Origin of the sequence: Thioalkalivibrio sp. ALE22, from assembly GCF_000381445.1 — a bacterium.
Taxonomy (GTDB): domain Bacteria; phylum Pseudomonadota; class Gammaproteobacteria; order Ectothiorhodospirales; family Ectothiorhodospiraceae; genus Thioalkalivibrio.
Window position 1 is genome coordinate 1 of sequence record NZ_KB906512.1, and the last position, 26,276, is coordinate 26,276.

Annotated in this window: 22 protein-coding genes and 1 pseudogene; 13 read left to right on the plus strand and 10 right to left on the minus strand. The window is 68.4% G+C overall.

Annotated features, from left to right (window positions below):
- Positions 1 to 414: 414 nt before the first annotated feature.
- Positions 415 to 2,595 (minus strand): catalase/peroxidase HPI, encoded by a 2,181-nt coding sequence (gene katG, locus F793_RS0111835; RefSeq protein ID WP_018882775.1) that lies wholly within the window; start codon positions 2,593 to 2,595, stop codon positions 415 to 417.
- 245 nt (positions 2,596 to 2,840) lie between these two features.
- Positions 2,841 to 3,389: a glutathione peroxidase gene (locus tag F793_RS0111845; RefSeq protein ID WP_018867938.1), complete on the minus strand. Its 549-nt coding sequence runs from the start codon at positions 3,387 to 3,389 to the stop codon at positions 2,841 to 2,843.
- A 199-nt stretch (positions 3,390 to 3,588) separates the two neighbouring features.
- On the opposite strand from F793_RS0111845, the gene F793_RS0111850 reads away from it, so the two are divergent.
- Positions 3,589 to 3,795, plus strand: a complete 207-nt coding sequence (locus F793_RS0111850) for a hypothetical protein (protein ID WP_018867937.1) — start codon at positions 3,589 to 3,591, stop codon at positions 3,793 to 3,795.
- 77 nt (positions 3,796 to 3,872) lie between these two features.
- Here the strand turns inward: F793_RS0111850 and F793_RS0111855 are convergent, their stop codons facing one another.
- Positions 3,873 to 4,241 carry a rhodanese-like domain-containing protein gene (locus F793_RS0111855; RefSeq protein WP_018878058.1) on the minus strand — a complete coding sequence of 123 codons (369 nt, stop codon included), beginning with the start codon at positions 4,239 to 4,241 and terminating at the stop codon, positions 3,873 to 3,875.
- 305 nt (positions 4,242 to 4,546) lie between these two features.
- Positions 4,547 to 4,915, minus strand: a complete 369-nt coding sequence (locus F793_RS0111860; protein ID WP_018879776.1) for a nucleotide pyrophosphohydrolase — start codon at positions 4,913 to 4,915, stop codon at positions 4,547 to 4,549.
- A 180-nt stretch (positions 4,916 to 5,095) separates the two neighbouring features.
- Between F793_RS0111860 and F793_RS0111865 the strand changes: the two genes are divergently transcribed.
- The 8 genes and pseudogenes from F793_RS0111865 to F793_RS0111905 form a co-directional block, all read left to right on the plus strand.
- A complete protein-coding gene (locus F793_RS0111865; RefSeq protein ID WP_018879775.1) occupies positions 5,096 to 7,207 on the plus strand; it encodes a molybdopterin-dependent oxidoreductase in 2,112 nt (703 codons plus the stop codon).
- A 2-nt stretch (positions 7,208 to 7,209) separates the two neighbouring features.
- Positions 7,210 to 8,049: a hypothetical protein gene (locus F793_RS0111870; protein ID WP_018882774.1), complete on the plus strand. Its 840-nt coding sequence runs from the start codon at positions 7,210 to 7,212 to the stop codon at positions 8,047 to 8,049.
- 443 nt (positions 8,050 to 8,492) lie between these two features.
- Positions 8,493 to 8,975, plus strand: coding sequence for a hypothetical protein (locus F793_RS13415; RefSeq protein WP_038035519.1), 483 nt, complete (start codon positions 8,493 to 8,495; stop codon positions 8,973 to 8,975).
- Between the two features lie 45 nt (positions 8,976 to 9,020).
- Positions 9,021 to 10,196 carry a hypothetical protein gene (locus tag F793_RS0111880; RefSeq protein WP_018878062.1) on the plus strand — a complete coding sequence of 392 codons (1,176 nt, stop codon included), beginning with the start codon at positions 9,021 to 9,023 and terminating at the stop codon, positions 10,194 to 10,196.
- A 317-nt stretch (positions 10,197 to 10,513) separates the two neighbouring features.
- Positions 10,514 to 11,023, plus strand: coding sequence for a hypothetical protein (locus F793_RS0111890; RefSeq protein ID WP_018878064.1), 510 nt, complete (start codon positions 10,514 to 10,516; stop codon positions 11,021 to 11,023).
- 237 nt (positions 11,024 to 11,260) lie between these two features.
- Positions 11,261 to 12,208 (plus strand): nitroreductase family protein, encoded by a 948-nt coding sequence (locus F793_RS0111895; RefSeq protein WP_018865736.1) that lies wholly within the window; start codon positions 11,261 to 11,263, stop codon positions 12,206 to 12,208.
- A gap of 106 nt (positions 12,209 to 12,314) precedes the next feature.
- Positions 12,315 to 12,653 (plus strand): DUF3634 family protein, encoded by a 339-nt coding sequence (locus F793_RS0111900; RefSeq protein ID WP_038037188.1) that lies wholly within the window; start codon positions 12,315 to 12,317, stop codon positions 12,651 to 12,653.
- A 4-nt stretch (positions 12,654 to 12,657) separates the two neighbouring features.
- Positions 12,658 to 12,831, plus strand: a pseudogene (locus F793_RS0111905) (pirin-like C-terminal cupin domain-containing protein); the annotation flags it as partial.
- A 94-nt stretch (positions 12,832 to 12,925) separates the two neighbouring features.
- Here the strand turns inward: F793_RS0111905 and F793_RS14180 are convergent.
- Positions 12,926 to 13,372 carry a hypothetical protein gene (locus F793_RS14180; protein WP_231366539.1) on the minus strand — a complete coding sequence of 149 codons (447 nt, stop codon included), beginning with the start codon at positions 13,370 to 13,372 and terminating at the stop codon, positions 12,926 to 12,928.
- Between the two features lie 350 nt (positions 13,373 to 13,722).
- Between F793_RS14180 and F793_RS0111915 the strand changes: the two genes are divergently transcribed.
- Together F793_RS0111915 and F793_RS0111920 are read left to right on the plus strand one after the other, a co-directional pair.
- Positions 13,723 to 14,049 carry a DUF3634 family protein gene (locus F793_RS0111915; RefSeq protein WP_018865732.1) on the plus strand — a complete coding sequence of 109 codons (327 nt, stop codon included), beginning with the start codon at positions 13,723 to 13,725 and terminating at the stop codon, positions 14,047 to 14,049.
- Between the two features lie 14 nt (positions 14,050 to 14,063).
- Entirely contained in the window at positions 14,064 to 14,402 is a 339-nt protein-coding gene (locus tag F793_RS0111920) for a GIY-YIG nuclease family protein (protein WP_018878065.1), read from the plus strand.
- On the opposite strand, the gene putP is transcribed toward F793_RS0111920, so the two are convergent.
- From putP to F793_RS0111940, 4 genes are all read right to left on the minus strand, one after another.
- A complete protein-coding gene (gene putP / locus F793_RS0111925) occupies positions 14,403 to 15,878 on the minus strand; it encodes a sodium/proline symporter PutP (RefSeq protein ID WP_018879772.1) in 1,476 nt (491 codons plus the stop codon).
- Positions 15,879 to 16,009: 131 nt separating this feature from the next.
- Positions 16,010 to 19,705, minus strand: a complete 3,696-nt coding sequence (putA, locus tag F793_RS0111930) for a bifunctional proline dehydrogenase/L-glutamate gamma-semialdehyde dehydrogenase PutA (RefSeq protein WP_018882771.1) — start codon at positions 19,703 to 19,705, stop codon at positions 16,010 to 16,012.
- A 96-nt stretch (positions 19,706 to 19,801) separates the two neighbouring features.
- Complete coding sequence (locus F793_RS0111935) at positions 19,802 to 20,452, minus strand: cupin domain-containing protein (RefSeq protein ID WP_018882770.1); 651 nt, start codon at positions 20,450 to 20,452, stop codon at positions 19,802 to 19,804.
- A 77-nt stretch (positions 20,453 to 20,529) separates the two neighbouring features.
- Complete coding sequence (locus tag F793_RS0111940) at positions 20,530 to 21,135, minus strand: Spy/CpxP family protein refolding chaperone (RefSeq protein ID WP_196799897.1); 606 nt, start codon at positions 21,133 to 21,135, stop codon at positions 20,530 to 20,532.
- 127 nt (positions 21,136 to 21,262) lie between these two features.
- Between F793_RS0111940 and F793_RS0111945 the strand changes: the two genes are divergently transcribed.
- Together F793_RS0111945 and F793_RS0111950 are read left to right on the plus strand one after the other, a co-directional pair.
- Entirely contained in the window at positions 21,263 to 22,624 is a 1,362-nt protein-coding gene (locus tag F793_RS0111945) for a GntP family permease (protein ID WP_018865726.1), read from the plus strand.
- 250 nt (positions 22,625 to 22,874) lie between these two features.
- Positions 22,875 to 24,053, plus strand: coding sequence for a glycerate kinase (locus F793_RS0111950; protein WP_081618707.1), 1,179 nt, complete (start codon positions 22,875 to 22,877; stop codon positions 24,051 to 24,053).
- Positions 24,054 to 24,116: 63 nt separating this feature from the next.
- Here the strand turns inward: F793_RS0111950 and parE are convergent, their stop codons facing one another.
- Positions 24,117 to 26,003: a DNA topoisomerase IV subunit B gene (gene parE / locus F793_RS0111955; RefSeq protein ID WP_018882767.1), complete on the minus strand. Its 1,887-nt coding sequence runs from the start codon at positions 26,001 to 26,003 to the stop codon at positions 24,117 to 24,119.
- Positions 26,004 to 26,276: the final 273 nt, after the last annotated feature.

Sequence of the window (26,276 nt, forward strand, 5' to 3'; positions counted from 1 at the left end):
CGCTCGCAGTGACGTGCGATCCGCAGTAGCCTGGCTCTTGTGAGTGGTCATGGTCTCGCCCTCCTTGAGGGGTTCAGGTGGTCGCTAACCAACCCGAATACCATGGCCGCTCACCTCCTGCCAGCTTCTGCACACAACTCAGCACACTACTACCCTCGATCATGCCGGCCGGAGCCCGGGACGACCTGCGGATGGCCGCAGCCCCCGCGGGAGCTCGCGATGACGGCCAGTGAAGCACCGTCATCGCGAGGAGCGCAGCGACGTGGCGATCTCCCGGGACAGCCCGGGCGCCGGATCCGGCGGGTGTCAGGGCCTACGCCGAGAGCTTCCACCCTGCGCAACAAAAAAAGCGCCCGGGAAAACCCCGGGCGCCTATGGATCTGAACCGGGCGAACCGCCCGGCTCGGGCCGTGCTTACTGCTGGAACTGCTCCAGGTCGAAGCGGTCGGCGTTCATCACCTTGGTCCAGGCCGTGATGAAGTCCTTCACGAACTTCTCCTGGTTGTCGTCCTGGGCGTAGACCTCGGCGTAGCTGCGCAGGATGGAGTTGGAGCCGAACACCAGGTCGATGCGGCTGGCGGTCCACTTCACCTGATCATTCTGGCGATCGCGCACCTCGTACACGCCGTTACCCGCGGGCTGCCAGGCGTAGGCCATGTCGGTCAGGTTGACGAAGAAGTCGTTCGTCAGCTGCCCTTCGCGGTCGGTGAACACGCCATGCTTGCTACCACCATGGTTGGTACCCAGCACGCGCATACCGCCAATCAGCACGGTCATCTCCGGCGCGGTCAGGCCCATCAGCTGGGCGCGGTCGAGCAGCATCTCTTCCGGCTTGACCACGTAATCCTTCTTCAGCCAGTTGCGGAAGCCATCGGCCAGCGGCTCCAGCGGTTCGAAGGAGTCGGCGTCGGTCATCTCGGCGCTGGCGTCACCCCGGCCCGGGATGAACGGCACCAGAACATCGTGACCGGCCGCCCGGGCCGCCTGCTCGATGCCCACGCTGCCGCCCAGCACGATCAGGTCGGCCACGCTAGCGCCGGTCTCGGCGGAGAGCTGCTCGTAGACCTTGAGCACGCGGGCCAGGCGCTCGGGCTCGTTGCCTTCCCAGTCCTTCTGCGGCGCCAGGCGGATGCGGGCGCCGTTGGCACCACCGCGCATATCGGAGCCACGGAAGGTACGGGCGCTGTCCCAGGCGGTCGCGACCATCTCGGCGATACTCAGCCCGCTCGCGGCGATCTTCTTTTTGGCGGCCTCCACGGAATAGTCCGTGTTGCCGGCCGGCACCGGGTCCTGCCAGATCAGGTCCTCCTGCGGCGCGTCCGGCCCGATGTAGCGGGTCTTCGGGCCCATATCGCGGTGGATCAGCTTGAACCAGGCGCGGGCGAAGCAATCCTTGAAGTACTCGGGGTCCTTGCGGAAGGCGTCCATGTACTTGCGGTAGACGGGATCCATCTTCATCGCCATATCCGCATCAGTCATGATCGGGTTATGGCGGATAGAGGGGTCCGTGGCATCGACCGGCTTGTCCTCCTCCTTCATGTCCACCGGCTCCCACTGCCAGGCGCCGGCCGGGCTCTTCTTGAGCTCCCACTCGTGGTCGAGCAATGCCTCGAAATAGCCCATGTCGAACTGGGTCGGGTTCTTGGTCCAGGCGCCTTCGATACCGGAGGTGATGGCGTTGGTGGCCTTGCCCTGCATATTGGGGTTCTTCCAGCCGAAGCCCTGCTCCTCAACATCGGCGCCTTCGGGTTCCGGCCCCAGCGCGCCGGCATCGCCGTTGCCGTGGCATTTGCCCACGGTGTGACCGCCGGCGGTCAGCGCCGCGGTCTCCTCGTCGTTCATCGCCATGCGGGCGAAGGTCTCGCGGACCTGCTCGCCGGTCTTCAGCGGGTCGGGCTTGCCGTTGACGCCTTCCGGGTTCACATAGATCAGGCCCATCTGCACGGCCGCCAGCGGGTTCTCCATGGTGTCGGGCTTCTCGACGTCGCCGTAGCGCTCGTCGGAGGGCGCCAGCCACTCCTTCTCCGCGCCCCAGTAGGTGTCCTTCTCGGGGTGCCAGATATCCTCGCGGCCGAAGGAAAAGCCGAAGGTCTTCAGGCCCATGTTCTCGTAGGCCACATTACCGGCCAGGATGATCAGGTCGGCCCAGCTGATCTTGTTGCCGTACTTCTTCTTGAGCGGCCACAGCAGGCGGCGCGCCTTGTCGAGGCTGGCGTTGTCCGGCCAGCTGTTGATCGGCGCGAAGCGCTGGTTGCCGGTGCCGCCGCCACCCCGGCCATCGGCGATCCGGTAGGTACCCGCCGCGTGCCAGGACATGCGGATCATCAGCCCGCCGTAGTGTCCCCAGTCGGCCGGCCACCACGCCTGGCTCTCGGTCAGCAGCGCGTGCATGTCCTTTTTCAGGGCCTCGAAGTCGAGCTTCTGCACCTCTTCCCGGTAGTCGAAGTCCTCGCCCATCGGGTTCGTCTTGCGGTCATGCTGATGCAGGATGTCCAGATTCAGCGATTCCGGCCACCAGTCCATCACCGAGTGACCAGCGGCCGTCTCGCCGCCGTGCATGACCGGGCATTTGCCCATGTTCTGATGCTCACCCATATCCTTCTCCTTGTTCGCTGCGTAGAGCGTGTTCGTGTTCGGGAAGCCACTATCCTTTCGTGATGGCCGGCTTCCGTGAGGGACCGCACGCCTTCTCCGTCTCTTCCCGGCTGCAGCCGGAGAACGGCGTGCTGTTTGTGTATCCCTGAAGGTAGGCCGCCCGAGTCATTGGTGCCAGTTGAGATTCACCATGATCGGGATAGCCCGTCACTATCGCTCCACGGGCGAGTGCACAGCGCGTGCGGTTACAGGATGCTCTCGATCGCGCGGCGTAGATCGGCGGAGCCGGGGCCCGCCTGGCTGGGGAAATGCGCGACCACCCGACCCTCCCGGTCCACCACGTACTTGTAGAAGTTCCAGCGCGGGGCGTCGGCCTGGCGCGCCAGCTCGCGGAAGATCGGATGGGCATCCGCGCCGCGCACGCCAATCGGCCTGAACATGTCGAAGGTGACGCCAAAGTTCTCGAAGCACACCCGGGCGGTCTCGGCCTCGTCGTCGGCCTCCTGATTGAAGTCATGGGAAGGGAAGCCGACCACCTTCAGCCCCCGGTCCCGGTAGTCCCGGTGCAACTGTTCCAGACCGCCGAACTGGTCGGTGTAACCGCAATGGCTGGCCGTGTTGATGATCAGCAGCGGCTGCCCCTGGAAACGCTCCTGCAGGTTGATCACTTCAGACGAATGCAGGCGACCCAGCTCGTGATGGAACAGGGCTTCGGTATTCGGCTCCGTGGCGCTTGCACAGGCCATCGGCAGCACCAGGAACAGAGCGGCGAACAGGGGCGCGAAACGGGACATGACACATCTCCACGGGGTCTCCACGGTCAGACCACCGGCATGCCTTCGGGTTCTGCGGAAGGCCGGTTGGTCACGGCCAGGCCGGGATCGCGATGCCGTCGCACAGCCGCCGGGCCGAAGCGCCTGTCCGCGCCGGCCATGGCCTTGCGGGCATGTCGTGCGTACCCTTGTGGGCAACCATCAACAAGGGCTTCCGCCGATGATTGTCTACGCCCGCCCGCTCCTGCTGCTTGCCGTCATCCTGCCGCTGGCGACTGGCTGCACCGCCGTGAAGGTTGCCGGCACTGCCGGGAGCGCCGCTGTCAGTGTCACAACCGGAACCGTAAAGGCCACCGGCAAGACCGCCGGGGCGGTGGGACGCACCGTCACCCCGGGCGGCAAGCAGGACGATGATGACGCCGATTGAAGTGTCCGGGGTCGGCCGCCCGCAGCGAACGGAACTGAAACGCGGTTCCTGACCGAAAGGGCCGCGCCGGACGGCCTTCATTCCCCGGCGTCCGTGCGGCCTCGTTCGCACGGCAGCCCGGCCCGCCACCAGGCGAACATGCCACCCTGAAGCTGACGGGCATCGTAGCCGTGCGCCCGCAGCTTGCGTACGGCCGGGATGCTGCGGTGTGCACTGAGGCAGATGGCCACCACGGGGCGTCCGCGATCCAGCTCCAGGCCGGACAGCGCCGCCTCGGAGAACCGCGTAATCGGGAGATGGCGGGCACCCGGGATGCGGCTCCGACGGTGCTCGACCCCGGTACGCACATCCAGCAACTGCACCTCGGCGTTTTCCAACGCCCGCGCCAGATCCTCCGGACTCATCTCCGGCACGCGGCCGAACGGTCGCCACTGGCTCCAATCCATCGCGATCACCTCCTGTCCACGATGCCCGTGGCTGACCCCAAGCGTACATCCGCCTGCGCTCGCGTGCGTCGAGAGTGGTTCATCGCCACACCGACACCTCGCGGGCCGCTCCGGCCGATTGCCACGGCCTCTGCGAGGCCTCGCAATGACGGGGCACGCCTCTGTGGGAGCGTGCTTGCACGCGAAGCCCCGGCCTGCGTCTGACTTTGGCAGGGATTTCGCGCGCAAGCACGCTCCTGCGGCGTTTAGCTCCACCGTGGCTGTCGCCCAAGGCTGTCTCACAGACAGTGGCTGGGTGGCACGGGTTACAGGCCAGAGTATTTGCGGGCGTTGCCGCGGGCCTTTTCGACGGGATACTTCCGGGCGTTCATCTCCAGTTTGTCGCTGGCGGCCTCGACCGGGTCGATATCGAGCTTGCGGGCCAGCAGCAGGAGGTAGATCTGGACGTCCGCGATCTCCTGGCGCGCCGCCTCGTGGGTCTCGGCGGACAGGTGGCTGGACTGTTCCTGAGTCAGCCACTGGAAATGCTCGATCAGTTCGCCGACCTCGCCCGCCAGTGCCATGGAAAGGTTCTTGGGCGAATTGAACCGTACCCGGTCGCGCGCCTCGACGAACGACTCCAGTTGCCGGGCGAGTTCCTCCAGCCCCTGTGCGCCGTCCGATTCCCCTTTCATCGCGCCCCCTTGATATCGATCGCCGCCCGGGTCGCATCGTACCCTCAACCAACGCCAGGCGTACCGCCCCATACAGCGGTGGCCCCGCGATTCCAGGCGTTGTTCACGAGTGCTCGCCGGCTACCGGCATAATCGGCCTTCAGCAACCGGGACTGCCCGCGGAACAAGGAACATCGCCCGATGGCGAGTGTAAAAAGTACCTGTTACGAGTGCGACGCCAACTGCGCGATCGACGTGACCCTGGACAACGCTGGCGAGCCGGTGAAGATCGACGGCCCCGACTGTCCGCGCTGCTACGTCCAGCTGGATCGGCGCAACCATCCCGAACGTCTGCTGTACCCGCTGCGGCGCACCGGACCGCGCGGCAGCGGCGAGTTCGAGCGCATCTCCTGGGACGAGGCACTGGACACCATCGCCGAGCGCCTGCGCGCGACCCGCGAGGAGCACGGCGCCCCGGCGGCCGCGTTCTTCGCCGGCTATACCAAGGAGGCGCGCCCGCAGCTGCAGCGCCTGGCGCATGCCTTCGGCTCGCCCAACTACCTGACCGAGAGCGGCTGCTGCTTCTCCTCGACCAAGGTGGCGGAGGAGGTGACCTTCGGCACCAAGATCAAGACCTCCTCCACCGTGGCCTCGGATGCGACCCGCTGCCTGCTGGTGTGGTCCACCAACCCGCGCGGGTCCATCCCGCCGTTCCATCAGCATGCGCTGGCCGCGGCACGCCCCGGCTGCGCCACGGTGGTGGTGGACCCGCGCGTGACCCCGCTGGCGGAGCAGGCCGAGGTGCACCTGCAGATCCGTCCGGGCACCGACGGGGCGCTGGCGCTGGGCATGCACTACCTGATCTTCGAGAACGGCTGGCAGGACCAGGCCTTCCTCGACGAATGGGGCAACGGGGTGGAGGCCTTCCGCGAATACGTGGCCGAATTCCCGCCGGGGCGGGTGGCGGCGATCTGCGGAATCGAGGCGGCCGATCTGCAGCGCGCCGCCGAGCTCTACGCGACCCGCGCCCCGGCGCAGATCATGCTCTCGCCCACCGCCACCGTGCAGCATTCCAACGGCTTCCAGAATCACCGCGCGGTGACCCTGCTGGCGGCGGTCACCGGCAACATCGACCGCGAGGGCGGCAACCGCTTCTTCAACGACAAGGTCACGCCGAAGCCGATCGACCTGTTCGACCACTGCAGGGAAAACCTGCCGCCGCGCATCGGCGACGAGACCTTCCCGGTGTGGACGGCCCACTGGCCGGCGGCGCAGAGCATGCTGCTGCCGGACGCGATCCTCGACGGCCGGCCGCAGCAGGTGCGCTCGCTGCTGGCGATGGGCATCAACACCGCGATGTGGCCGAACTCGAAGCGCATGGAACAGGCGCTGGGGGCGCTGGATTTCTTCGCCGTGTCGGACTTCTTCCACAACCCGGCCACGCGCATGGCGGACATCGTGCTGCCGGCCGCCACCAGCCTCGAGCGCCCGGCGCTGATCGCCTATCCCGGCTGCAACTTCCGGGGCGAGCTGCGTTACCGGCATCAGGCGGTGGACCCGCGCGGCGAGGCACGCGCCGACGCCGAGGTGTTCCTCGAGCTGGGCGTGCGCCTGGGGATGGCGGAGCAGTTCTGGAACGGCGATCTGGAGGCGAGCTGGGCCGAGGCCGCCGCGGGCATCCCCGAGACCATCCGCGAGCAGGTGTACAACGACCCGGACGGCGTGACCGTGTTCGCCAAGGCGCTGGACGACATGGTCGAGCACGGCTTCGAGGAGGGCGACCGCCAGTACCGCCTGCACGGCTTCCGCACGGTCAGCGGCAAGGTGGAGTTCGACGCCGCCGAGCTGCGCGAGGCCGGGCACGACGGGCTGCCGGTCTGGCGTGAGCCGGCCGAGAGCCCGGTTTCCACGCCGGAGCTGGCGCGCGACTATCCGCTGGTGCTGACCAGCGGCGCGCGCCACAAGCACGCTACCCATTCGCAGCACCAGTACCTGGAGCGCATGCGCCGGGCAATGCCGGAGCCGCTGGTGGAGCTGCACCCCGAGGATGCCGCGGCGCGCGGCATCGCTGATGGCGACACCGTGGAGGTGCGCTCGCCGCGCGGGCGGGTCGCCTTCGTGGCGAAGGTCACCGACCGCATCAAGCCCGGTGTGGCGCACTGCCAGCACGGCTGGAACCACGCCAACGTCAACGAGCTGACCGACGACCGCAACCTCGACCCGATCAGCGGCTTCCCCGCGTTCAAGTCGCTGCTGTGCGAGGTGGAACGCCTGCACGCCGGGCACGAGCAACGCCTGCCGGAGGCGGGCTGACCGTGCCCTTCGTTGGTGTTCTGCCCGAGCGCCGGCACCTCTTCCGGCCGCAGCCGCGTCGCGAGGTGGCGGTGTCGGATGCCGCCGCCTGGCGCTTGAACCCCGCGCATCGGCATGTCTACGACAAGCTGCGCCTGGCCCTGGATGCGGGCCTGACCGCCGCGCCCTGCGGGGTCGCGCCCACGGACCTGGGGCTGGACGCGGCGGACACGGTGTTCGTGAAGCCGATCACCAACCTCGCCGGCATGGGGCTGGATGCCCGCGCCGTCGCCGCCGGCGAGGTGCCGGCCGAGCCCGGCAGCTTCTGGTGCCAGCGCCTGGAGGGGGCCCACACCAGCACCGACTGCCTGGTGGAGGACGGCGAGGTGCGCTGGTTCGCCCACACCCGCGGCTCGGACGAGAAGGACGCCGCGCGCCCGATCTACTGGGAGGTCGGCGCCGCCGTGCCCGAGGTGGAACCGTGGATCGCCGACTGGGTGCGGCGCAACCTGACCGGCTACAGCGGAATCTGCAACATCGAGCTGATTGGCGGGCGACCGATCGAGGCCCACCTGCGCGGCTCCAACGGCTTCTTCGACTTCTACGGCCCGGCGTTCATCCCGGCCTGGGTGGCACTGGCCGACAACGAACCCTTTACCCCGCCCCCGCCGATCCCCGGCGGCTTCGTCATCTCGGTATTCGGCGAGATCGAACTGCGGGACGCCGACTTCCAAGCCGCCGAGGCAGCCGGTGTGAATCTGCAGCCGGACCCGTCCACCCCCGGCCGCGCCGCCATCCTGCGCTGCCAGGATCGCGACGCCGGCTTCGCCCTCTACCAGCACCTGACCGGCCACACGCTGTAGCGTCGGCAGCCCGCGCCCGGCCTGGCCGGGGCAACCTGTCCGCCCCCATACCCCCCATCAGCACGCGGGCAATCCAAGGGGTGACAGGCCCGCAGCGGGCATCTAGGGAAATGCGGATTAATGTGCACGCACGCGTTGGCACCCCAGGTTTTCCGAGACAAGGCGCGTCGCGTAGCGGGTAGTGGTTCTACCCGTAAGCGGCGCAACGCAGGATCGGGGAACCTGGGGTGCCAACCCCACAAACCATTGAAAGCAGGGGCTCGGCCGCTTTTGAGCGCGCACGGCGTTGCGGCTCCTTTGTGCAGAATGACTGCACGGCAGTCACCGCGCCTTGTTCGCACGCAAAAGCGACTCGAGCGCGTGCGTGCACATTAATCCGCATTTCCCTAGATTAGGGGCACACCCGATCAAGGGTGTTGGCAATGTTTCCAGGGAGGGAAACGATGAAGAAGACCCGCCGCAATTCGGCCCGCCCGGGCCTTGCCTCGTGTACGCGATCGCACCGCCTTTGCGCTTCGACCATCGGGGCCGCAACGCTCGGATGGTTGCTCTTGCTGGGGCTGATGGCCCCGGCTGAGGCCGATGAACCACCCGAGATCCTGACCATCCTGAGTCAATTCGTCGCCGCCGGTACGGCCGCCATGCGCTGCACGGAAGTCGAAGAGGATCAGATGATCGCGTTTCTGGCTAATCAGCAGATGGTCTACCTGCGCTCCGTCATGGCGCTGGAGGACCAGCACCCCGAAGCCACCCAAGAGCAGATCGCGGCGACCCTGCTTCGCGGCCAGGAAGACATCCAGGCCCAGGTGAAGCGGCGCATCGACCAACACGGCTGTGACGATCCGAATGCCCGGGCACTGGTCGATCTGTTCGCGATGCAGGCGGAATGGAACCCGGGCAGCTCACCCCGGAGCGACACCGAGTAGGGCCCGACGGGTTCGCGCTCACACACTGCCACAAGGGACGTGCGGATGTGGATGCTGGCTGGATTGGTCACGATGATCGGAATGGCGGTCATTGGCTACCGACACAGGATGGAGGACCGCTGGAAATTGCAGGCCCTGACATTCAACAACCCGTACACCGGAACACCAATGGGCAACCCGCCCGAGGACGCCCTTTACAGCGAGCAGGAAACCGGAAGCCGTCGCGCCCCTTTGCAACGCATCGGCTTCGACCAGGCCCCCGATATCGAGCTTCGCGTCAAGGCTCGACGCTGGTGGGACTACCCTTTTACGGCCATTGGCCTCTCCGTGGCCTGCCGCACCGGAAACCGAGCGTTCGACCGGGCCTTTTACCTGGTCACGGACCAGCAAAGCCTCTGCCGCGCCCTCACGGGTTGCGCCACGACACAGGCACGAATGCTGCGCCTCCTCGAACAATGCGAAGAGCAAGATGTTCGGTTCCGCCAGCTCCGGGTTCGGCGCGAACGGATCTGGGTGGAGGTCAAATCGCCGAGGCGGCGCAAGAAACCAAGACCGATCGTGCTCGCCCGGGCATTCGTCCCAGGCTTGCGCGAGATCGCCGAGGCACTGGAGGCGGAGGTTCCCGCCGCGGTACGCGGCCGCAGGGAGCCATTTGCATGGAAGGCGGCGCTGTTCGCGGGTGCCAGTACGGCCCTGCTGATGGGCGGGACGGCGCTGCTGGCCCCCATCATGTTTTCGCCCCTGCCTGCCCCTGCCAGTGCGACAGGTCTCCTGTCGCTTGCATTCACTCTCGCGACCGTCGTGGTCGGCTCGCTGATGGCGCTGAGCATTGCGCTGCTCGGCCGGACGTCACGAACGCACCTGGTCCTGCTCGAGCTGGCCCTGGCAGGTTATCTGGGTGCCCTGATGACCAGCTACGGCCTGCTGCGCGAAGTGAACATGGCGTTCGACCAGGCGGCACCCGCCCAATACGTGGTGGAGGTGCAGGAAAAGACCACCATGAGGAGCAGCCGGGGAGGCACTCGCCGTTACCTGCGCGTGGACGGATGGGACGGCCCCCAACGGGGATACGGGGTAAAGGTCGGAGGTGCGCTCTACCGATCGGTACGCGAGGGTGACCGGCTGCTCCTGGAGGAGTACCCGGGGCGTCTCGGGGCACCCTGGATCCAGATGCACACCGCGCTTCCGGATGCCTCGGCCACGCCACAAGGCAGGGAGTAACCACCCATGTTCACACTAGCGTTGTTTACGTGGTTTCTGCTTTTTCTTTTCGTTTACGCAGCCCTATTCGCCCTGATCATCCTCGGAGCCCGTGCCCCCGCACACCCGGATACACGGGTGTTCTACGCGGCCCTTGCCCTGCTTGCCCCTTTCCCGGTGTTCTTCCTGGCTGTCCGGGGTATGCCCGACGGGACACCTCCACAGCTCGAACGGATGCTGGTGTTCGGCCTCCCGCTGCTGATGCCGTACGCGGTCCGCGCCCCATTCGTATTCCGGGCGCCCATTCGTAACGCCCTGAGCGCATCCAGAGGTAAGCCATGAGAATCCTGAAACTGGGCCTGAAGGCCGCCATGCTTGTGTTACTGGGCGTCTCCAGCGTGATTTTTCTCTGGTTCCTGGCCTGGTTGTTCTGGCTGGGCAGCGGCTATTTCTCTACGGCGTGGGGACTCGGCTCGGTCTTCGACGATGCCTCGCACCTGGCGCGGGACCGGGGAATCCACGAAGAAGACTTCACCCGCGCCCGGATCATCTTTGAAGCAAGGAGCCTGTTTGCCGCAATCGCCGGGCTGTGGGGCTGGATCGCCCTCTATACAGGCGCCAGTCTGATGAACCGGCCGTTGCGCAAAGTGCCGCTGACCATCAAGGCCGGGCTGGTAGCGGGCCTCCCGGCCGCAATCGTCATACCATCCACCGGCATGAGCCTCGCGATGTACCCCATCTCCACCGCTCTGCTGCTGTTCACCATCTGGTGGCTGAACCCTCTGGATACCCCCACATCGAGACTCTCAAGGGACTCGGCACCGGTGTCGCCCGGAGATCGATCATGAAGGACTCAACCTTGCTGACCTGCGGGTCGGCAATGCGCACCGCCACTGGATGAAACAGACCCCGACCTCGATGCCGACTTCGCCTTGTACCGACGGCTAATCGGCTGATCGCTGTAACCCCTGAATTACGACCTATCACCGCCGGCAGCCCGGGCGGGACAGGCACAGCGTCGTGATCTGCTTGCGGCTGCACCGGCAACAGTCGCCAGCTGCGCTGGGCGGGGGTATGTTGGCGACATGGAGATCGACCCCGTCATCCGCGAGTGGCTGCGCCTGGCCGGGCAGGCGCCCTCTTCGCACAACACCCAGCCCTGGCGGTTCCGCGTGGATCGCGCAGGGGTCGAGGTCTGGACCGATCCGGCGCGCTCGCTGCCCGTGAACGACCCGACCGGGCGCGAGCGCATCATCAGCTGTGGCTGCGCGGTGCTGAACCTGCGCATGGCCGCCGCCGCGGACGGCCAGGGCCTGAACGTACGCCCGGAACAGGCGGGCAGCGGCCCGTTCGTGCGCCTGCTGACCGGGCACCACAGCGGGCCGGACCGGCAGGAGCTGGCACCCCTGCGGGAGTGGATCGGCGCGCGCCATTCCTGGCGCGGCCGTTTTCGGCCGGACCAACCCTCCGCGGACATCATCGCCACCCTCGTACAGGCCGCCCGCCAGGAAGGGGCCTGGCTGCGTCCGATCACGGACCCGGAATGCCGCGGGGAAGTCGCCGAGCGGGTCCGGGCGGCGACGGCGGCGCAGTGGAAGAACCCCGCCTGGCGCCGCGAGCTGGCGCACTGGATGCGCGCGCCCTCCCATGGCGACGGGCTGCCAGTCGGGCGCCTGAGCGGTGGTCTGACCCGCTGGAGCGTGCGCCACCTGGTATCCGCCCGAGTAATGGCCCGGGACGAGGCCCGCGCGGCCCGGGCCGCACCGGTACTGCTGGCACTGGGCACCGGGATCGAGGGCCCGATGCAGTGGCTGACGGCCGGGCAGGCCCTGCAGCGCGTACTGCTTGAGGCCACGCGGCACGGGCTCTGCGCCCGTTATCTGAATCAGCCGATCCAGCAGACAGAATGGCGCCCCAAACTGGCCGAACTGCTGGGCGGGGGCCAGCCACAACTGCTGTTCGCGCTCGGCCGCCCGGACGGCACGCCCCACCCCACGCCGCGACGCCCGCTGGACGAGATGCTGAAACGCTGAGGGCAGCGCCCGCCCGCGCCCATTTGAAACGACACGCGGCAGGGGCATGAATGGCGTGCGCTACACTGAACCCCCGTTCACCTTTCGTCCGACGCCATTACTCGTGATGCTGCTCACCCCGCTCATTATGTTCGCCCTGCTGGGCCTTGGCCTGGCGCTGATGCTCTGGCATGCACGGCAGGTGTTTGCGGTGGAACTGCGCGATGGTGCGGCCCGCGTGCGGCGCGGCAAACCGCCGACCGCTTTCCTGCGCGGCTGCGAGGAGGTCGCGCGCCAGTTCCGGCTGCAGCGCGGCCGGATCACCGCCGTGCGCACCGACGCCGGCGTGCAGCTGCGTTTCTCCCGCGATCTCCCAAAGAAGACACACCAGGCCTTTCGCAACGTCTGGACACCCCCGCCGGGCGGCGGCGGTGGCGGTGGCGGCGGCATGCGCGCGACGGGATAACACCACCACGGCCTCGACCATCGCCCTGGTAGGCGGCGCCCCCGTAGGCGAGCGCCACATCGAATGGAATTTCGTCTCCAGCCGCCGCGAGCGCATCGAACAGGCCAAGCAGGACTGGCAGGACGGCCGCTTCCCGAAGGTCCCGGGCGACGAGCACGAGTTCATCCCGCTGCCCTGACTACCGGGGCCGGTACCCGCGAGAGTTGCGCCACAGGATGCTCTCGATTACGCCGCGCAGGTCAGCGGAACCGGGGCCGACCCGGGCGTCCGGGTCAGATCTCGGTATCCACCTGCGAACCCCGATTGGCCGGATCGGTAGCATCCAGTGTGCCGTCGGGTTGCAGCGTCTCGCCAAACCCGGCAGCCGCGTCAACCGACGCCGGCTGCACGCCCGGCGCAACAGCCGAACCGGCAAAGCTGGCCAGGCCCGCCGCCGGGGCCATCGCGCCCATGGGGGCGCTGTCCGTTGTGATCGACGTTGTACTCGACGTGGCCAGCACCTGGATGGCCGGTGCGGACAGGGCGGGCGCCTGTGCCGGGCCCTGGGCATGCGGGGCATCTGCGGGGTTGGCCCGGGTCTCCTGCCCGCTGGCAGTGCGCGCCTCCTGCGTCGACTGTGCAGCGGCATGGGCAGGGGACTGCCCATTACCCTGACCACCGGGTGTGTTCCCGTATTGGGGACGATTGAATGCGGCGCTGGCTCCGATTCCGTCAAGCATGGCTCGGCTCCTGGGGTTTCATCCGTCCGGCGCTAGTAGCGGACAGTGTGCACTTCCGGAACGCGAGTCCCGGCTCGGACCGGTGGAAAAGCAGGGACCATGCCAGGCCCTGCCGCTGATCGGCCAGGGCGCCCCATGGCGCGCCGCGTGCGCCATCCGGCCCCGCGTCCGGGTTGCATTGATCGGCAAGCACGATCCGGTCCGCCGGAACCGGGTTGCCGGCATGCTGCCCTGGCGGGGGTGGTGTTCCGGCGGCCCGGGACCGACACTATGGGCACGCGGCCGACGGCCGCGAGGACCGCAAACCGCGTACCGCGCGGCCCGCTTGGGCAAAGGAAGGAGACACCTGCATGCTGCTGGCCCTGCTACTGATGATCGCGCTGCTACTGGCAGCCGGTGCCGTGCTGATCTGGCAGGTCAGCATCATCTTCAGCATCGAGATCGAGGACGGACAGCCGCGGGTCCGCCGTGGCGACCCGCCAAAGTCGTTCCAGCACACGGTACGGGACGTGGTTCGCCGCTACGGCATCCAGCACGGTCGCCTGACCGCCGTGCGCCGCCAGCAGGGGCTGCAACTGCGCGGATCGGCCTCGATACCCCGAGAGGCCAGATCCGAACTGCAGCACGCCCTGCAGCGCATCAAGGTAGGCCGCAAGCGCCGCAAGAAGCGGCGCTGACCGAAGCCGTGCCCGTGGCTTGCGCGCCCGCGCCCGCTCCCACACCCGGGGAGACCGGCCAGCACGCCGGGGCCTGGTTCGTCTACCTGCTGGAATGCGCGGGTGGGCGCATCTACACCGGGGTGACACCGCGCCTGGCCGCCCGCATGGCGGCCCATGGCAGCGGCCGCGGTGCCCGTTTCACCCGGATGCACCGGCCCAGGCAGCTGCTCGCCGCGCGGCCTTTTGCCTCTCGTGGCGAGGCGCTGCGCATGGAGCTGCGCATCAAGCGCTACAGCCCCGCCGCAAAACGGGCCCTCGCCCGCGACTGGGCACACGCCGCCAGCATCTGCCGGCTGCCCTCGGCGACGTGACTACTCCAGCGGCTGCTGGCGCGAGTGCCGGAACTGCTCCTGCACCGAGGCGGAAGGCTTGCCGGTCAGCAGGCTCACCACGACGATGGCCACGGTCGCGAAGATAAAGCCGGGCAGCAACTCGTAGACGTCGAACAGCCCGCCCTCGGCCTGGTTCCAGAGGATCACGGTAACCGCGCCGACCACCATGCCGGCCAGCGCCCCGTTGCGCGTCATCCGCGACCAGTACAGCGCGAGGATGATCACCGGGCCAAAGGCCGCGCCAAAGCCGCCCCAGGCGTAGGCCACCAGGTCCAGCACCCCGGCCTCCGGCGCCATCGCCAGCAGCAGGGCCACCAGCGACACGCCCAGTACGGCGGCACGGCTGATCCACACCAACTCGGTCGCCCCCGCCTCGGTGCGCAGGATGCCGCGGTAGAAGTCGTTGGTGATCGCACTGGCGGAGACGATCAGCTGCGAGTCGATGGTGCTCATGATCGCGGCGAGGATCGCCGCCATCAGGATGCCCGCCACCCACGGGTTGAACAGCGCGCGGATCAGCTCGATCAGCACGGTCTCGCCGTCCGCCAGCGGCGCGTCGGCAAAGTAGGCGATCCCCATGTAGCCCGTGGCCACCGCGCCAATCAGGGCCAGGACCATCCAGGTCATGCCGATCAGCGTGGCGCGCGGCACGTCGCGCTCGGAGCGCAGCGCCATGAAGCGCGCCAGGATATGCGGCTGGCCGAAATAGCCCAGCCCCCAGGCCAGCAGCGAGATCATGCCGAGGAAGGTCATGCCCTGCAGCACCTGCACATGCGTCGGATCCACGGCGGCGACCTCGCTCTGCACACTGCCCCAGCCACCGACCAGCACCACCGCGAACATCGGCACCACCAGGAGCGTCAGGAACATCAGGATGCCCTGCAGGAAGTCGGTCCAGCTGACCGCCAGGAAGCCACCCAGGAAGGTGTAGCTGATGATCACGATGGCGCCGACCCACACGGCGGTCTCGTAATCCATGCCGAACGAGCTCTGGAACAGCAGACCGCCCCCGACCAGCCCGGCCGAGATATACAGGGTGAAGAACACCAGGATCACGATCGCGGAGACCACGCGCAGGATACGCGTGCGGTCCTCGAAGCGGTTCTCGAGGAAGTCCGGGATGGTCAGGGAGTCCTTCGCCAGCGCGGTGAAGCGGCGCAGGCGCCCGGCCACGAACAGCCAGTTCAGCAGCGCCCCGACCACCAGCCCGACCCCGATCCACAACTCGGACAGGCCGGACACGTAGACCGCACCGGGCAGCCCCAGCAGCAGCCACCCGCTCATGTCCGAGGCCCCGGCACTCAGTGCGGCCACCCCCGGTCCCAGGCGGCGCCCGCCGAGCACATAGTCCGACAGCGTGGTGGTCGTGCGGTAGGCCGCAATCCCGAGGATCAGCATCGCCGCCAGATAGGCGGCAAAGGTCACCAGGGTGGGCATCGGCATGTTGATCTCCATGGAGCGTCTCCTCGTATCAGGCCGATGGCCCTTGTTGTTGTGGTACTCGGTCGCGTCTCGATCAAGTGTAGAGGACGCCGTGCCGCCCGGCGGCCTCGCGTCGTCAGTGCGGCGTGATCCTCACGCTCTGCTCAGTCGGCCGCCGCCAGCAGGCTGGCGTTGCCGCCGGCGGCCGTCGTATCGATGCACAGGTGGCGCTCCACCACAAAGCGTTCGGGCGCGATCAGGGCGGTTTCCAGCGCAACGATCGGCCCGTCCCGCTGTGCCAGCGCCTGACGCAGCGCTCGGGTCCAGTCGCTCACGCCGGCTGCGGCCACCGCGACCAGCCCCTCCAGCGCGGCCAGTGCGTCCGGTTCCAGCGCGCCGTCGATCCCGACCAGCGGCACGCCCTTCCCGTGCAGCGCGCGCGCCGCGCGCTCGGCCCCCGGCGCCAGCATGATCACCGGGCAGCCCGCCCCCAGCGCCTGCACCGCCTGCGCCAGCGCGATCTCCGCACCCTGCCCCAGGCACAGCACCGGACCGCGCGGATACAGGCGCAGACGATTGCTCTCGCCGGTCGGACCCGGCAGCGTCTGCGGACTGGTGTCGAAGGCCGCGGTCTCCGCCAGGGCCTTGCGTAGCAGACCCGTGCGCTCGGGCAGCGCCTCGCGCAGCAGGTGCATGCGGTCGGTGCGCTTGGCCCAATCGCTCCCGTCCAGGGCATCCAGGGCCTGCTGCAGGCGCTGCGGGGCCACCCATTCCGCCTGCGCGCCCGCCTCCGGCGGGTCCGGCCGCTCCGCGGCAATGGACGTGCGACGGGCAAAGCGCGTCAGGTACAGCGGCCCGCCCGCCTTCGGCCCGGTGCCGGAGAGCCCCTCTCCGCCGAACGGCTGCGAGCCGACGATGGCGCCGATCTGGTTGCGATTGACGTACTGGTTGCCCACGCGCAGGCGTTCCACCACCTGCTGCACGCGGTCGTCGATGCGGGTATGTAGACCGAAGGTCAGACCATAGCCGCGGGCGTTGATGGCATCCACCACCGCATCCAGCTCGCGGGCCCGAAAGCGCGCCACGTGCAGCACCGGCCCGAACACTTCGCGCTCCAGCTCGCCGATCCCGGACAACCGGACGATGGACGGTGCGACAAAGCGGCCGTGCTCCGGTACCGGGAGGGACTTCAGCAGCCGCCCCTGCTCCTCCTGTGTCCGCAGGTAGTCGCGGATATCCGCCTGCGCCTCGGCATCGATCACCGGCGAGACGTCGGTCGCCAGCTGCCAGGGATCGCCGATGCTCAGCGCGTCCATCGCGCCCTGCAGCATCTCCAGCAGGCGGTCGTAGGCCTCGTCCTGCACGTAGAGCATGCGCAGCGCCGAGCAGCGCTGCCCGGCGGACTGGAAGGCGGAGGCCAGGATGTCGCGCACCGCCTGCTCGGTCAGCGCCGAGCTGTCCACGATCATCGCGTTCAACCCGCCGGTCTCCGCGATCAGGACCGCATCCGGCCCGGCGTTGTCCGCCAGGCTGCGGTGAATCCGCTGCGCGACCTCGGTGGAACCGGTAAAGCAGACCCCGGCAATGCGCGGGTCGGCGGTCAGCGGCCCGCCCACCGTCGGGCCATCGCCCGGCAACAGCTGCAGGGCCGACTGCGGGAGACCGGCCGCACGCATCAGCTCGACCGCGCGGGCGGCGATCAGCGGGGTCTGCTCAGCCGGCTTGGCGACCACGGTATTGCCCATGGCCAGGGCCGCGGCGACCTGCCCGGTGAAGATCGCCAGGGGGAAATTCCAGGGACTGATGCAGACGAACACGCCGCGTGGCTCCAGCTCCGCCTCCTGCCCCAGGCGTTCGGCCTCGCCCGCGTAGTAGCGCAGGAAATCGGCCGCCTCGCGCACCTCGGCAATGCCGTCCCAGACGGTCTTCCCGGCCTCGCGGTTGGCCAGTGCGATCAGTTCCGGGGCATGTTCCTCGTAGCGGTCCGCGATCGCGCGCAGCAGATCGGCGCGCGCCGTCACCGGGTGCGCCGACCAGTCGACGAACCCGGACAGGGCCGTGTCCAGCGCCTGTTCGACCTCCGCCGCCGTGGCCTCGCGGACCTCGCCGACCACGGCACCGGGATCGGCGGGGGAGACCGCAACGCGCGGCGCGCCCTGCGCCGCGTGACCTTCCACCAGCATGGGTGCGGCCTGCCACTGCGTCTGCGCGAACGCCTCGCGCGCGGCCAGCAGCGGCAGGATGGAGGCCGGCTCGTTGACGCGGTACCCGCGCGAGTTCTGTCGCTGTGGCCGGTAGAGATCGACCGAGTCACGGATGGCCGGGTTGGCCACGGCGTCGCCCAGCGCGTCCAGGTCGGCGATGGGATCGCGCGCGATCTCCGCGGGCGGGATGCTGCTGTCCACCACCTGGTTGACGAACGAGCTGTTGGCGCCATTCTCCAGCAGGCGCCGCACCAGATAGGCCAGCAGGTCGCGGTGCGCCCCCACCGGCGCGTAGATGCGGCAGCGGGTGCCGGCCGTCGCCTTGACGATCGCGTGCACCGATTCCCCCATGCCGTGCAGGCGCTGGAATTCGAAGCCGTCACGGGCGTCTCCGGCCATCGCCAGCACCGCCGCGCAGGTGTGCGCATTGTGGGTCGCAAACTGCGGGTAGATGCGGTCGCGCCGGTCCAGCAGCATCTGCGCACAGGCGATGTAGCTGACATCCGTGTTGACCTTGCGGGTGAAGACCGGGAAGCGTTCCACGCCCAGCTCCTGGGCCTGCTTGATCTCGGTATCCCAGTAGGCGCCCTTGACCAGACGCACCATGATGCGCCGGTCCAGCCGCTGCGCCAGCGCATACAGCGCCTCGATCACCGGGGCCGCGCGGCGGCCGTAGGCCTGCACGACCACGCCAAAGCCGTCCCAGCCCTCCAGCTCCGGGTCCGCCAGCAGGGCCTCGATCACGTCCAGCGACAGGTCCAGACGGTCCTGCTCCTCGGCGTCGATATTGAACCCGATGCCGGCGCGCGCGGCTTGACGCGCCAGCTCCTGCGCCCGCGGCACCAGCTCCGCCATGACCGTCGCGCGCTGGGTGTACTCGTAGCGCGGGTGCAGCGCGGAGAGCTTGACCGAGATGCCGGGGCTGGAGCGCACGTCGCCTTGCGCCTGGTTCGCGATCTCGGCGATCGCCGTGGCATAGGCCTGGTGATAGCGGCGGGCATCGGCATCGGTGCGCGCGGCCTCGCCCAGCATGTCGTAGGAATAGGTGTAGCCCTCGTGTTCCCTCTCGCGGGCATTGCGCATGCCCTGGGCGATGGTCTCGCCAAGCACGAACTGGCGACCGAGCAGCTTCATCGACTGCGCGACGGCCGTGCGCACCAGCGGCTCGCCGACACGCCGGATCAGGCCGCGCAGGGCGGCGGCCGGGCGCTGCGGATCGTCGTTCAGCACCTTGCCGGTCAGCATCAGCGCCCAGGTCGAGGTATTCACCAGCGGGGACGATGAGTGCCCGAGGTGGGCCGCCCAGTCGGAGGGCTCGATCTTGTCCTGGATCAGTTCGTCGATGGTCTCGGCATCCGGCACCCGCAGCAGCGCCTCCGCCAGGCACATCAGGCCGACCCCCTCCTCGGTGGACAGGCCGTACTCGGCCAGGAAGCTCTCCATCATCGACGGCGTGGTCTCGGCGCGTACCCGCTCGACGATGCGCGCGGCCTCCGCCGCGATGCGGGCGCGGGCCTCGGCATCCATCCGGATGCCGCCGCGCAACTCCCACAGTACGGCCGCCTCGTCGGCCGTGTAGGCCTCACGGATGCGGGCGCGGTGGGGATCGGACGCCGGGTCGCGTGTCGGGTGCGGGCGGGTGTGGGGCTGCGTCATCGGCCTGCTCCTGCGGTGCCGGGGTTGGCTCGACCGGGCGCCGGCCTCTGACTGGAAGCATAGACGGGCGCGTCCGCGGTCCTCGGGGCCTAAGGGTCACAGGTGCCCCGTCTTCACGTAGATCAGGGTCTCCTGTTCCACCCAGGGATTGTGCTGGCTCAGGTGCGGGCTGCGAATCCACGTGCCGGCGGGGTAACGCCCGTGCTCGTCGATGAATTCACCGGATAGCACCAGGATCTCCTCCCCGCCCCAGTGCCGATGGGGCTGGAAGTGCTCGCCAGTCGGCCAGTGCACCAGGGCGGTGTGTTCGGTCCCGAAGCTGTGCAAATGCAGGACCCGCAACCCGCCAATGCCCGGCTGGAACGGCGCCGAACGGGTATCCACCACCATCTTGTCGCGGTCCTCCGGGGCGAACTGCTCGAGCTTTACAAACAGGGTGCAGCCGGGGTCCGAATGCGGCGCGTGGCGGGAACCCGGCGGGTTGCGCAGGTAGGTCCCGGCGGGATAGTCCCCGGCCTCGTCGGAGAACACGCCGTCCAGAACCAGGATCTCTTCGCCCAGCGCATGGGTGTGCGGCGGGAAGCGGGCTCCCGGCTGGAACTGGACAATGCTGGTCGCGCGACCCGCTTCCGCCAGCTCGCGTTCCAGCGGCTTGCGCACCACACCTTCGGCGCGGCTGCCGCTCCACGACATGGCGGCCGTCTCCACCACCACCGGCTGTTGTATATCCAGATTCAGGGCTTCCATCGCGCGCTCCGTTCACCTCCCCAGTCGAACACGAGACCCCCTGTTAGTTCCTGGGCAGGGATCGGCCACTCAGTCACTCAGTGGTGGTGCCCTTCATGCCCCGGATGATGACCGTGATGGCCGCCCCCAGAATGCGCCCCAGGCGAGCCATCGGACTCGCTCTCGGACTCGCCCTGATAGCCGCGGGCCTGCCGATAGCGCGCCTTCTGCTCCGCGTCGAGCAGCGCATCCATCTCCAGATGGTAGGACAGATGCAGGTGGCGCAGGCGACCACGCAGCTCGCCGATCTCGACGGTCAGCGACTCGATGGTCGCGCTGCTGATACCGCCCTCCGCGAAGCGCGCATCCAGTTCCCGCTCCCGCTCCACAATGCGCCGGCCGAGATCGCGCGCCTGCTCCCGCATCACCGCGAACAGGCGCTCGGTCTCGCGCTGCTGCTCGGGCGTCAGCTCCAACGAGTCGGCCACCTCCAGCACATGCATCGGCCCCGGATAGCCATGCAGTTCGGCCGGCAGCGCCATGCCCATACCCCGCCCTTCCAGCAGATCCTCGGTCTCCTGCGCGGAGAGTGCCTTGATCTCGCGTGCCTGCAATTCGGAGTACGGATTGGCCGCAGCCGGTGCCGCAACGACCAGGGCAAGCCCCACAACCAGCCACCCGGAAAAGCGGAGTACACGATGCATGATGGAACCCTCGACGGTGAAAAGTGTTCGCATTGTAGATCGCTGGCGATCTCGGGGCGCGGGATCACTACGGGACGTCTAGACTCCAGAGCGGGGCCCAGAACAACCAAAACAGAAAGGACGCGACATGCTGATTATCGGACTGATTGTGGTCGTCGCCGCGCTGGTGTTCGCCACGGCGAAACTGCGCGTGCACCCGTTCCTGGCCCTGCTGATCGCCGCCTTTGTGATGGCGATCATCGGCGGCATCGCCCCGCGCGAGGCCATCAGCGTCATCAACGACGGCTTCGGCAGCACCCTGGGCTATATCGGCATCGTGATCGCGCTGGGCACGATCATCGGGGTCATCCTCGACCGCACCGGTGCGGCCGTCGTCATGGCGGAGGCGATCATCCGCACCCTGTCCGACCGCTTCCCGACCCTGACGGTCTCGATCATCGGCTACATCGTGTCCATTCCGGTGTTCTGCGACTCGGGCTACGTGATCCTGAACTCGCTGAAGAATGCCCTGGCCAAGACCGCCGGCATCTCGGTGGTCGCCATGAGTGTCGCGCTGGCCACCGGCCTGTTCGCCACCCACAACTTCGTGCCGCCCACCCCCGGCCCGATCGCGGCCGCCAGCAATGTCGGCATCGCCGATGCGCTGGGCCTGGTGATCCTGGTCGGCCTGTTCGTGTCCGCGGTGGCGGCCGCCGTTGGCTGGCTGTGGGCCAGCCGCTACGCGAAGGCCAACGACGACGAGCTGCTGGAACCGGACCCGATCAGTGAAGCGACTGGCCAGGAGATCGAGAAGGAAGAGATCAAGCTGGAGCATCGCCCGACGACCCTGGGCGCCTTCATGCCCATCCTGGCGCCGATCGTACTGATCTCCATCGGCTCGGTGGCCGCGCTGGCCACCCGCGATAGCGACCCCGGCATGCTCGCCGCGGCCCTGATCTTCCTCGGCACCCCGGTGGTGGCGCTGGCGATCGGCGTGATCTTCGCGCTGCTGCTGATCAAGGGGGCCGGCATCAAGGACCGCTTCCACCAGATGACGGTGGACGCGATCCTGCTGGCCGCGCCGATCATCCTGATCACCGGCGCGGGCGGCGCCTTCGGCAACGTGCTGCGCGAGACCCCGATCGGCGACCAGCTGGGCGACCTGCTCAGCGGGCTGGGTCTGGGTCTGCTGGTGCCGTTCCTGATCGCGGCCGCGCTGAAATCCGCCCAGGGGTCCTCCACCGTGGCGCTGGTCACCGCCTCCAGCATGATCGCGCCGATGCTGGCGTCGCTGGGCCTGGATTCGACCATGGGCATGGTGCTGGCCGTAATGGCCGTGGGCGCCGGCGCGATGACCGTCTCGCACGCCAACGACAGCTTCTTCTGGGTGGTCACCCAGTTCAGCCGCATGAAGGTATCCACCGCGTACAAGGCGTTCACCACCGCCACGCTGCTGCAGGGCATCAGCGCGATGATCACCATCTACATCCTGGGGCTCATCTTTGTTTAGGGGGACGCAGACCCGCCTGCACCCTCGCATTGGTGCCCCCCGTTTCCCGAGACAAGGCGCGTCGTGCAGCGGGTAGTGGTTCTACCCGCAAGCGGCGCAACGCAGCATCGGGGAACAGGGGGCACCAACCCCGAAGGGGCTCGGCCGATTCTGCGCGCTGCCGGCGTTGCAGTTCGCTCATGTAGCTCGGCTACACTTCACTCACCGCGCCTTGTCAGCGCGCAGAGTCGACTCGAGCGCGAACGTGCCGATTAGTCAGCGTCCCCCTGGTCACCTCCGGGTCGTCGTCTGCCCGGACAGCTACAAGGGAAGCCTCGAGGCCGAGGACGTGGCGGCCGCCATGGCCCGGGGCGTGCACGCGGCCCGCCCGGATGCCCGGATACGCGCCCTGCCCATGGCCGACGGTGGCGAGGGCACAGCCCGTCTGGTCAGCCATACCCTCGGCTGGGCCTGGCACCTGTCCGACGTCACCAGCCCCACCGGCACCCACCTGAGCGCCGGCTGGGGCTGCGATCATCACGAGCGGCGCGCGGTGATCGATGTCGCCTCCGCCTGCGGCCTGGACCGGATCCCCGACGATCGCCACGACCCCTGGCAGCTCCACAGCTTCGGGGTCGGCGAGTTGATGCTGGCCGCCCTGGACGCGGGCGCCGAACACCTGCTGATCGGTCTCGGCGGCAGCGGCACGGTGGACGGCGGCGCGGGCATGCTGGCCGCGCTGGGCGTGCGTTTCCTCGATGCGCAAGGGCAGCGCCTGCCGCCCCACCCCGCGGGCCTCGCGGATCTACAACGGGTGGACTTCGACACACTGGACCCGCGCCTGGCCCGCGTCGACATCACCGTCCTGAACGACGTCGACAACCCGCTGACCGGGCCGCATGGCGCGGCGGCCGTGTTCGGGCCGCAAAAGGGCCTGAAGACCGCGGACATCCCGGCCATGGATGCCCACATGGAGCGCCTGGCCGCCGCTATCGAGGCCGCGGGGCAGTTGCAGCGGCCCGTCGACACCCCGGGGGCCGGCGCCGCCGGCGGGCTTGGATTCGCGCTGGACTGCGTCCTCGGCGGTCGCGCTCGCATGGGGGCCGGCTACCTGGCCGAGCTGATCGGACTGGATGCCGCGCTGCGGGAGGCCGACCTGGTCATCACTGGCGAGGGCCAGCTCGATGGCCAGACCTCGCACGGCAAGGTCGTCGCCGAGGTGGTACGCCGCGCCCGCGAGCAGCAGGTGCCGGTCGTGGCGGTGGCCGGCTCCATCGCCTGCGACCCGGCCGAACTGGCGGCCTTTGGCCTGAGCGACGCCCGCGCCCTGTGCGATGGCAGCATCACCCTGGACGAGGCTCTGGCCCACCCCGCGCGCTACATCGCCGAGCGTACCCGCACTCTGGTCGAGGCCCGTCACCCGACAGATTCACCATCCGCACCGGACTGAACATCATCCCACTGAACGCGCTCGTACGTGATGACGTTGAGCTGAGAGGCCGGGCGCCTGGCGTCAGACGGCGACGTCGGCCAGGTGGCCCTTGCCTTCCAGCCAGGCGCGGCGTTCCGCCGCGCGCTTCTTGCCGAGCAGCATGTCCATCAGTTGCTGGGTGTCGTCGGCGGCGTCCAGCGTGAGCTGCACCAGGCGCCGGGTGTCCGGGTTCATGGTGGTCTCGCGCAGCTGCAGCGGGTTCATCTCGCCCAGCCCCTTGAAGCGGGTCACGGAGACCTTGCCCTTCATCTTCTCCGCCTCGATGCGCTCCAGCACGCCGGCCTTCTCGTCGTCGTCCAGGGCGTAGAAGGTCTGCTTGCCGACATCCACGCGATAAAGCGGCGGCATGGCGATGTAGACGTGCCCGCGCTCTACCAGCGGGCGGAAGTGCTTCAGGAACAGCGCGCACAGGAGGGTGGCGATGTGCGCGCCGTCGGAGTCGGCATCCGCGAGGATGCAGACCTTGCCGTAGCGCAGCCCGTCCAGGCTGGCCTGGCCCGGATCCACGCCCAGGGCCACGGAGATGTCGTGGATCTCCTGCGAACCCAGCACCTGGTCCGGGTCCACCTCCCAGGCATTCAGGATCTTGCCACGCAGCGGCATGATCGCCTGAAAGTCGCGGTCACGCGCCTGCTTGGCGGAGCCGCCGGCCGAGTCGCCCTCGACCAGGAACAGCTCGGTGCGCTCCAGGTCCTGGCTGGCGCAGTCGGCCAGCTTGCCCGGCAGGGTCGGCCCCTGAGTGACCTTCTTGCGCACCACCTTGCGCCCGGCACGGCTGCGCTTCTGCGCGTTCTGGATCGCCAGCTCGGCGATACGCTCGCCCTGCTGCGGGTGCTGGTTCAGCCACAGGCTGAAGGCATCCTTGACCACGCCGGAGACAAACGGCGCGGCCTGGCGCGAGGACAGGCGTTCCTTGGTCTGTCCGGCAAACTGCGGGTCCTGCATCTTGAACGACAGCACGCTGGAGACCCGCTCCCAGACATCCTCCGGCGCCAGCTTGATCCCGCGCGGCAGCAGGCTGCGGAACTCGCAGAACTCGCGCACGGCATCCGTCAGACCGGTGCGCAGGCCGTTCACGTGCGTGCCACCCTGAGTCGTCGGGATCAGGTTTACGTAGCTTTCGCTGACCACCTCGCCGCCCTCCGGCAGCCAGGTGACGGCCCAGTCGGCAGCCTCGGTGGCCCCGGAGACCGAGCCCATGAATGGCTCCTCCGGCACACGATCGAGGCCATCCAGGGCCTCCACCAGATAGTCGCGCAGCCCCGCCTGGTAGCACCACTCGCAGGCCTCGCCGGTGGTCTCGTCGCGGAACGTGACCGTCAGGCCCGGGCACAGCACGGCCTTGGCGCGCAGGATGTGCTTGAGCTTCGGCACCGAGAACTTCGCCGAATCGAAGTACTGCGGGTCCGGCCAGAAATGCAGTGTGGTGCCGGTATTGCGCTTGCCGACCTCCCCCACCGCCTCCAGGTCCTGGGTCTTGTGGCCGCCGGCGAAGGCCATACGGTACTCGCGCCCGTCGCGCTTGATCTGCACCTCGAGCTGCTGCGACAGCGCATTGACCACCGAGACGCCCACCCCGTGCAGCCCCCCGGAGAACTGGTAGTTCTTGTCGGAAAACTTCCCGCCCGCATGCAGCGTGGACAGGATCACCTCCACGCCCGGGCGGTTCTCCCGCGGGTGCAGATCCACCGGCATCCCGCGGCCGTCATCCGACACGGAGACCGAGTCGTCCTTGTGCAGGATCACGTCGATCCGCTTCGCGTGGCCGCTGATCGCCTCGTCCACCGAGTTGTCGATCACCTCCTGGGCGAGGTGGTTCGGGCGAGTGGTGTCGGTATACATGCCCGGGCGCTTGCGCACCGGGTCCAGCCCCTCGAGGACCTCGATATCGGATGCGGAATAGCTCACACAGGAACCCCTTTATTGATATGGACCGTGCCCCGCGCCGGGCACCGCCTCGGCCATCATGCACCGTCATTGCGAGGAGCCGAAGGCGACGAAGCGACCCCTCAACGCAAGCCCCGACGTCCGCGCCTGCCGGCGCCGGGGCCACACGCATGGATCGCCACAGCGCTGCGCGCCTCGCGATGACGAGGGTGGCGGGTTTCGTTACCGGCGTGTCCCCTCGTCCCGGACTGTGCGCAGCGTACCAAAGCCCGCGGGGGAAAGGCTGCTTGCAAT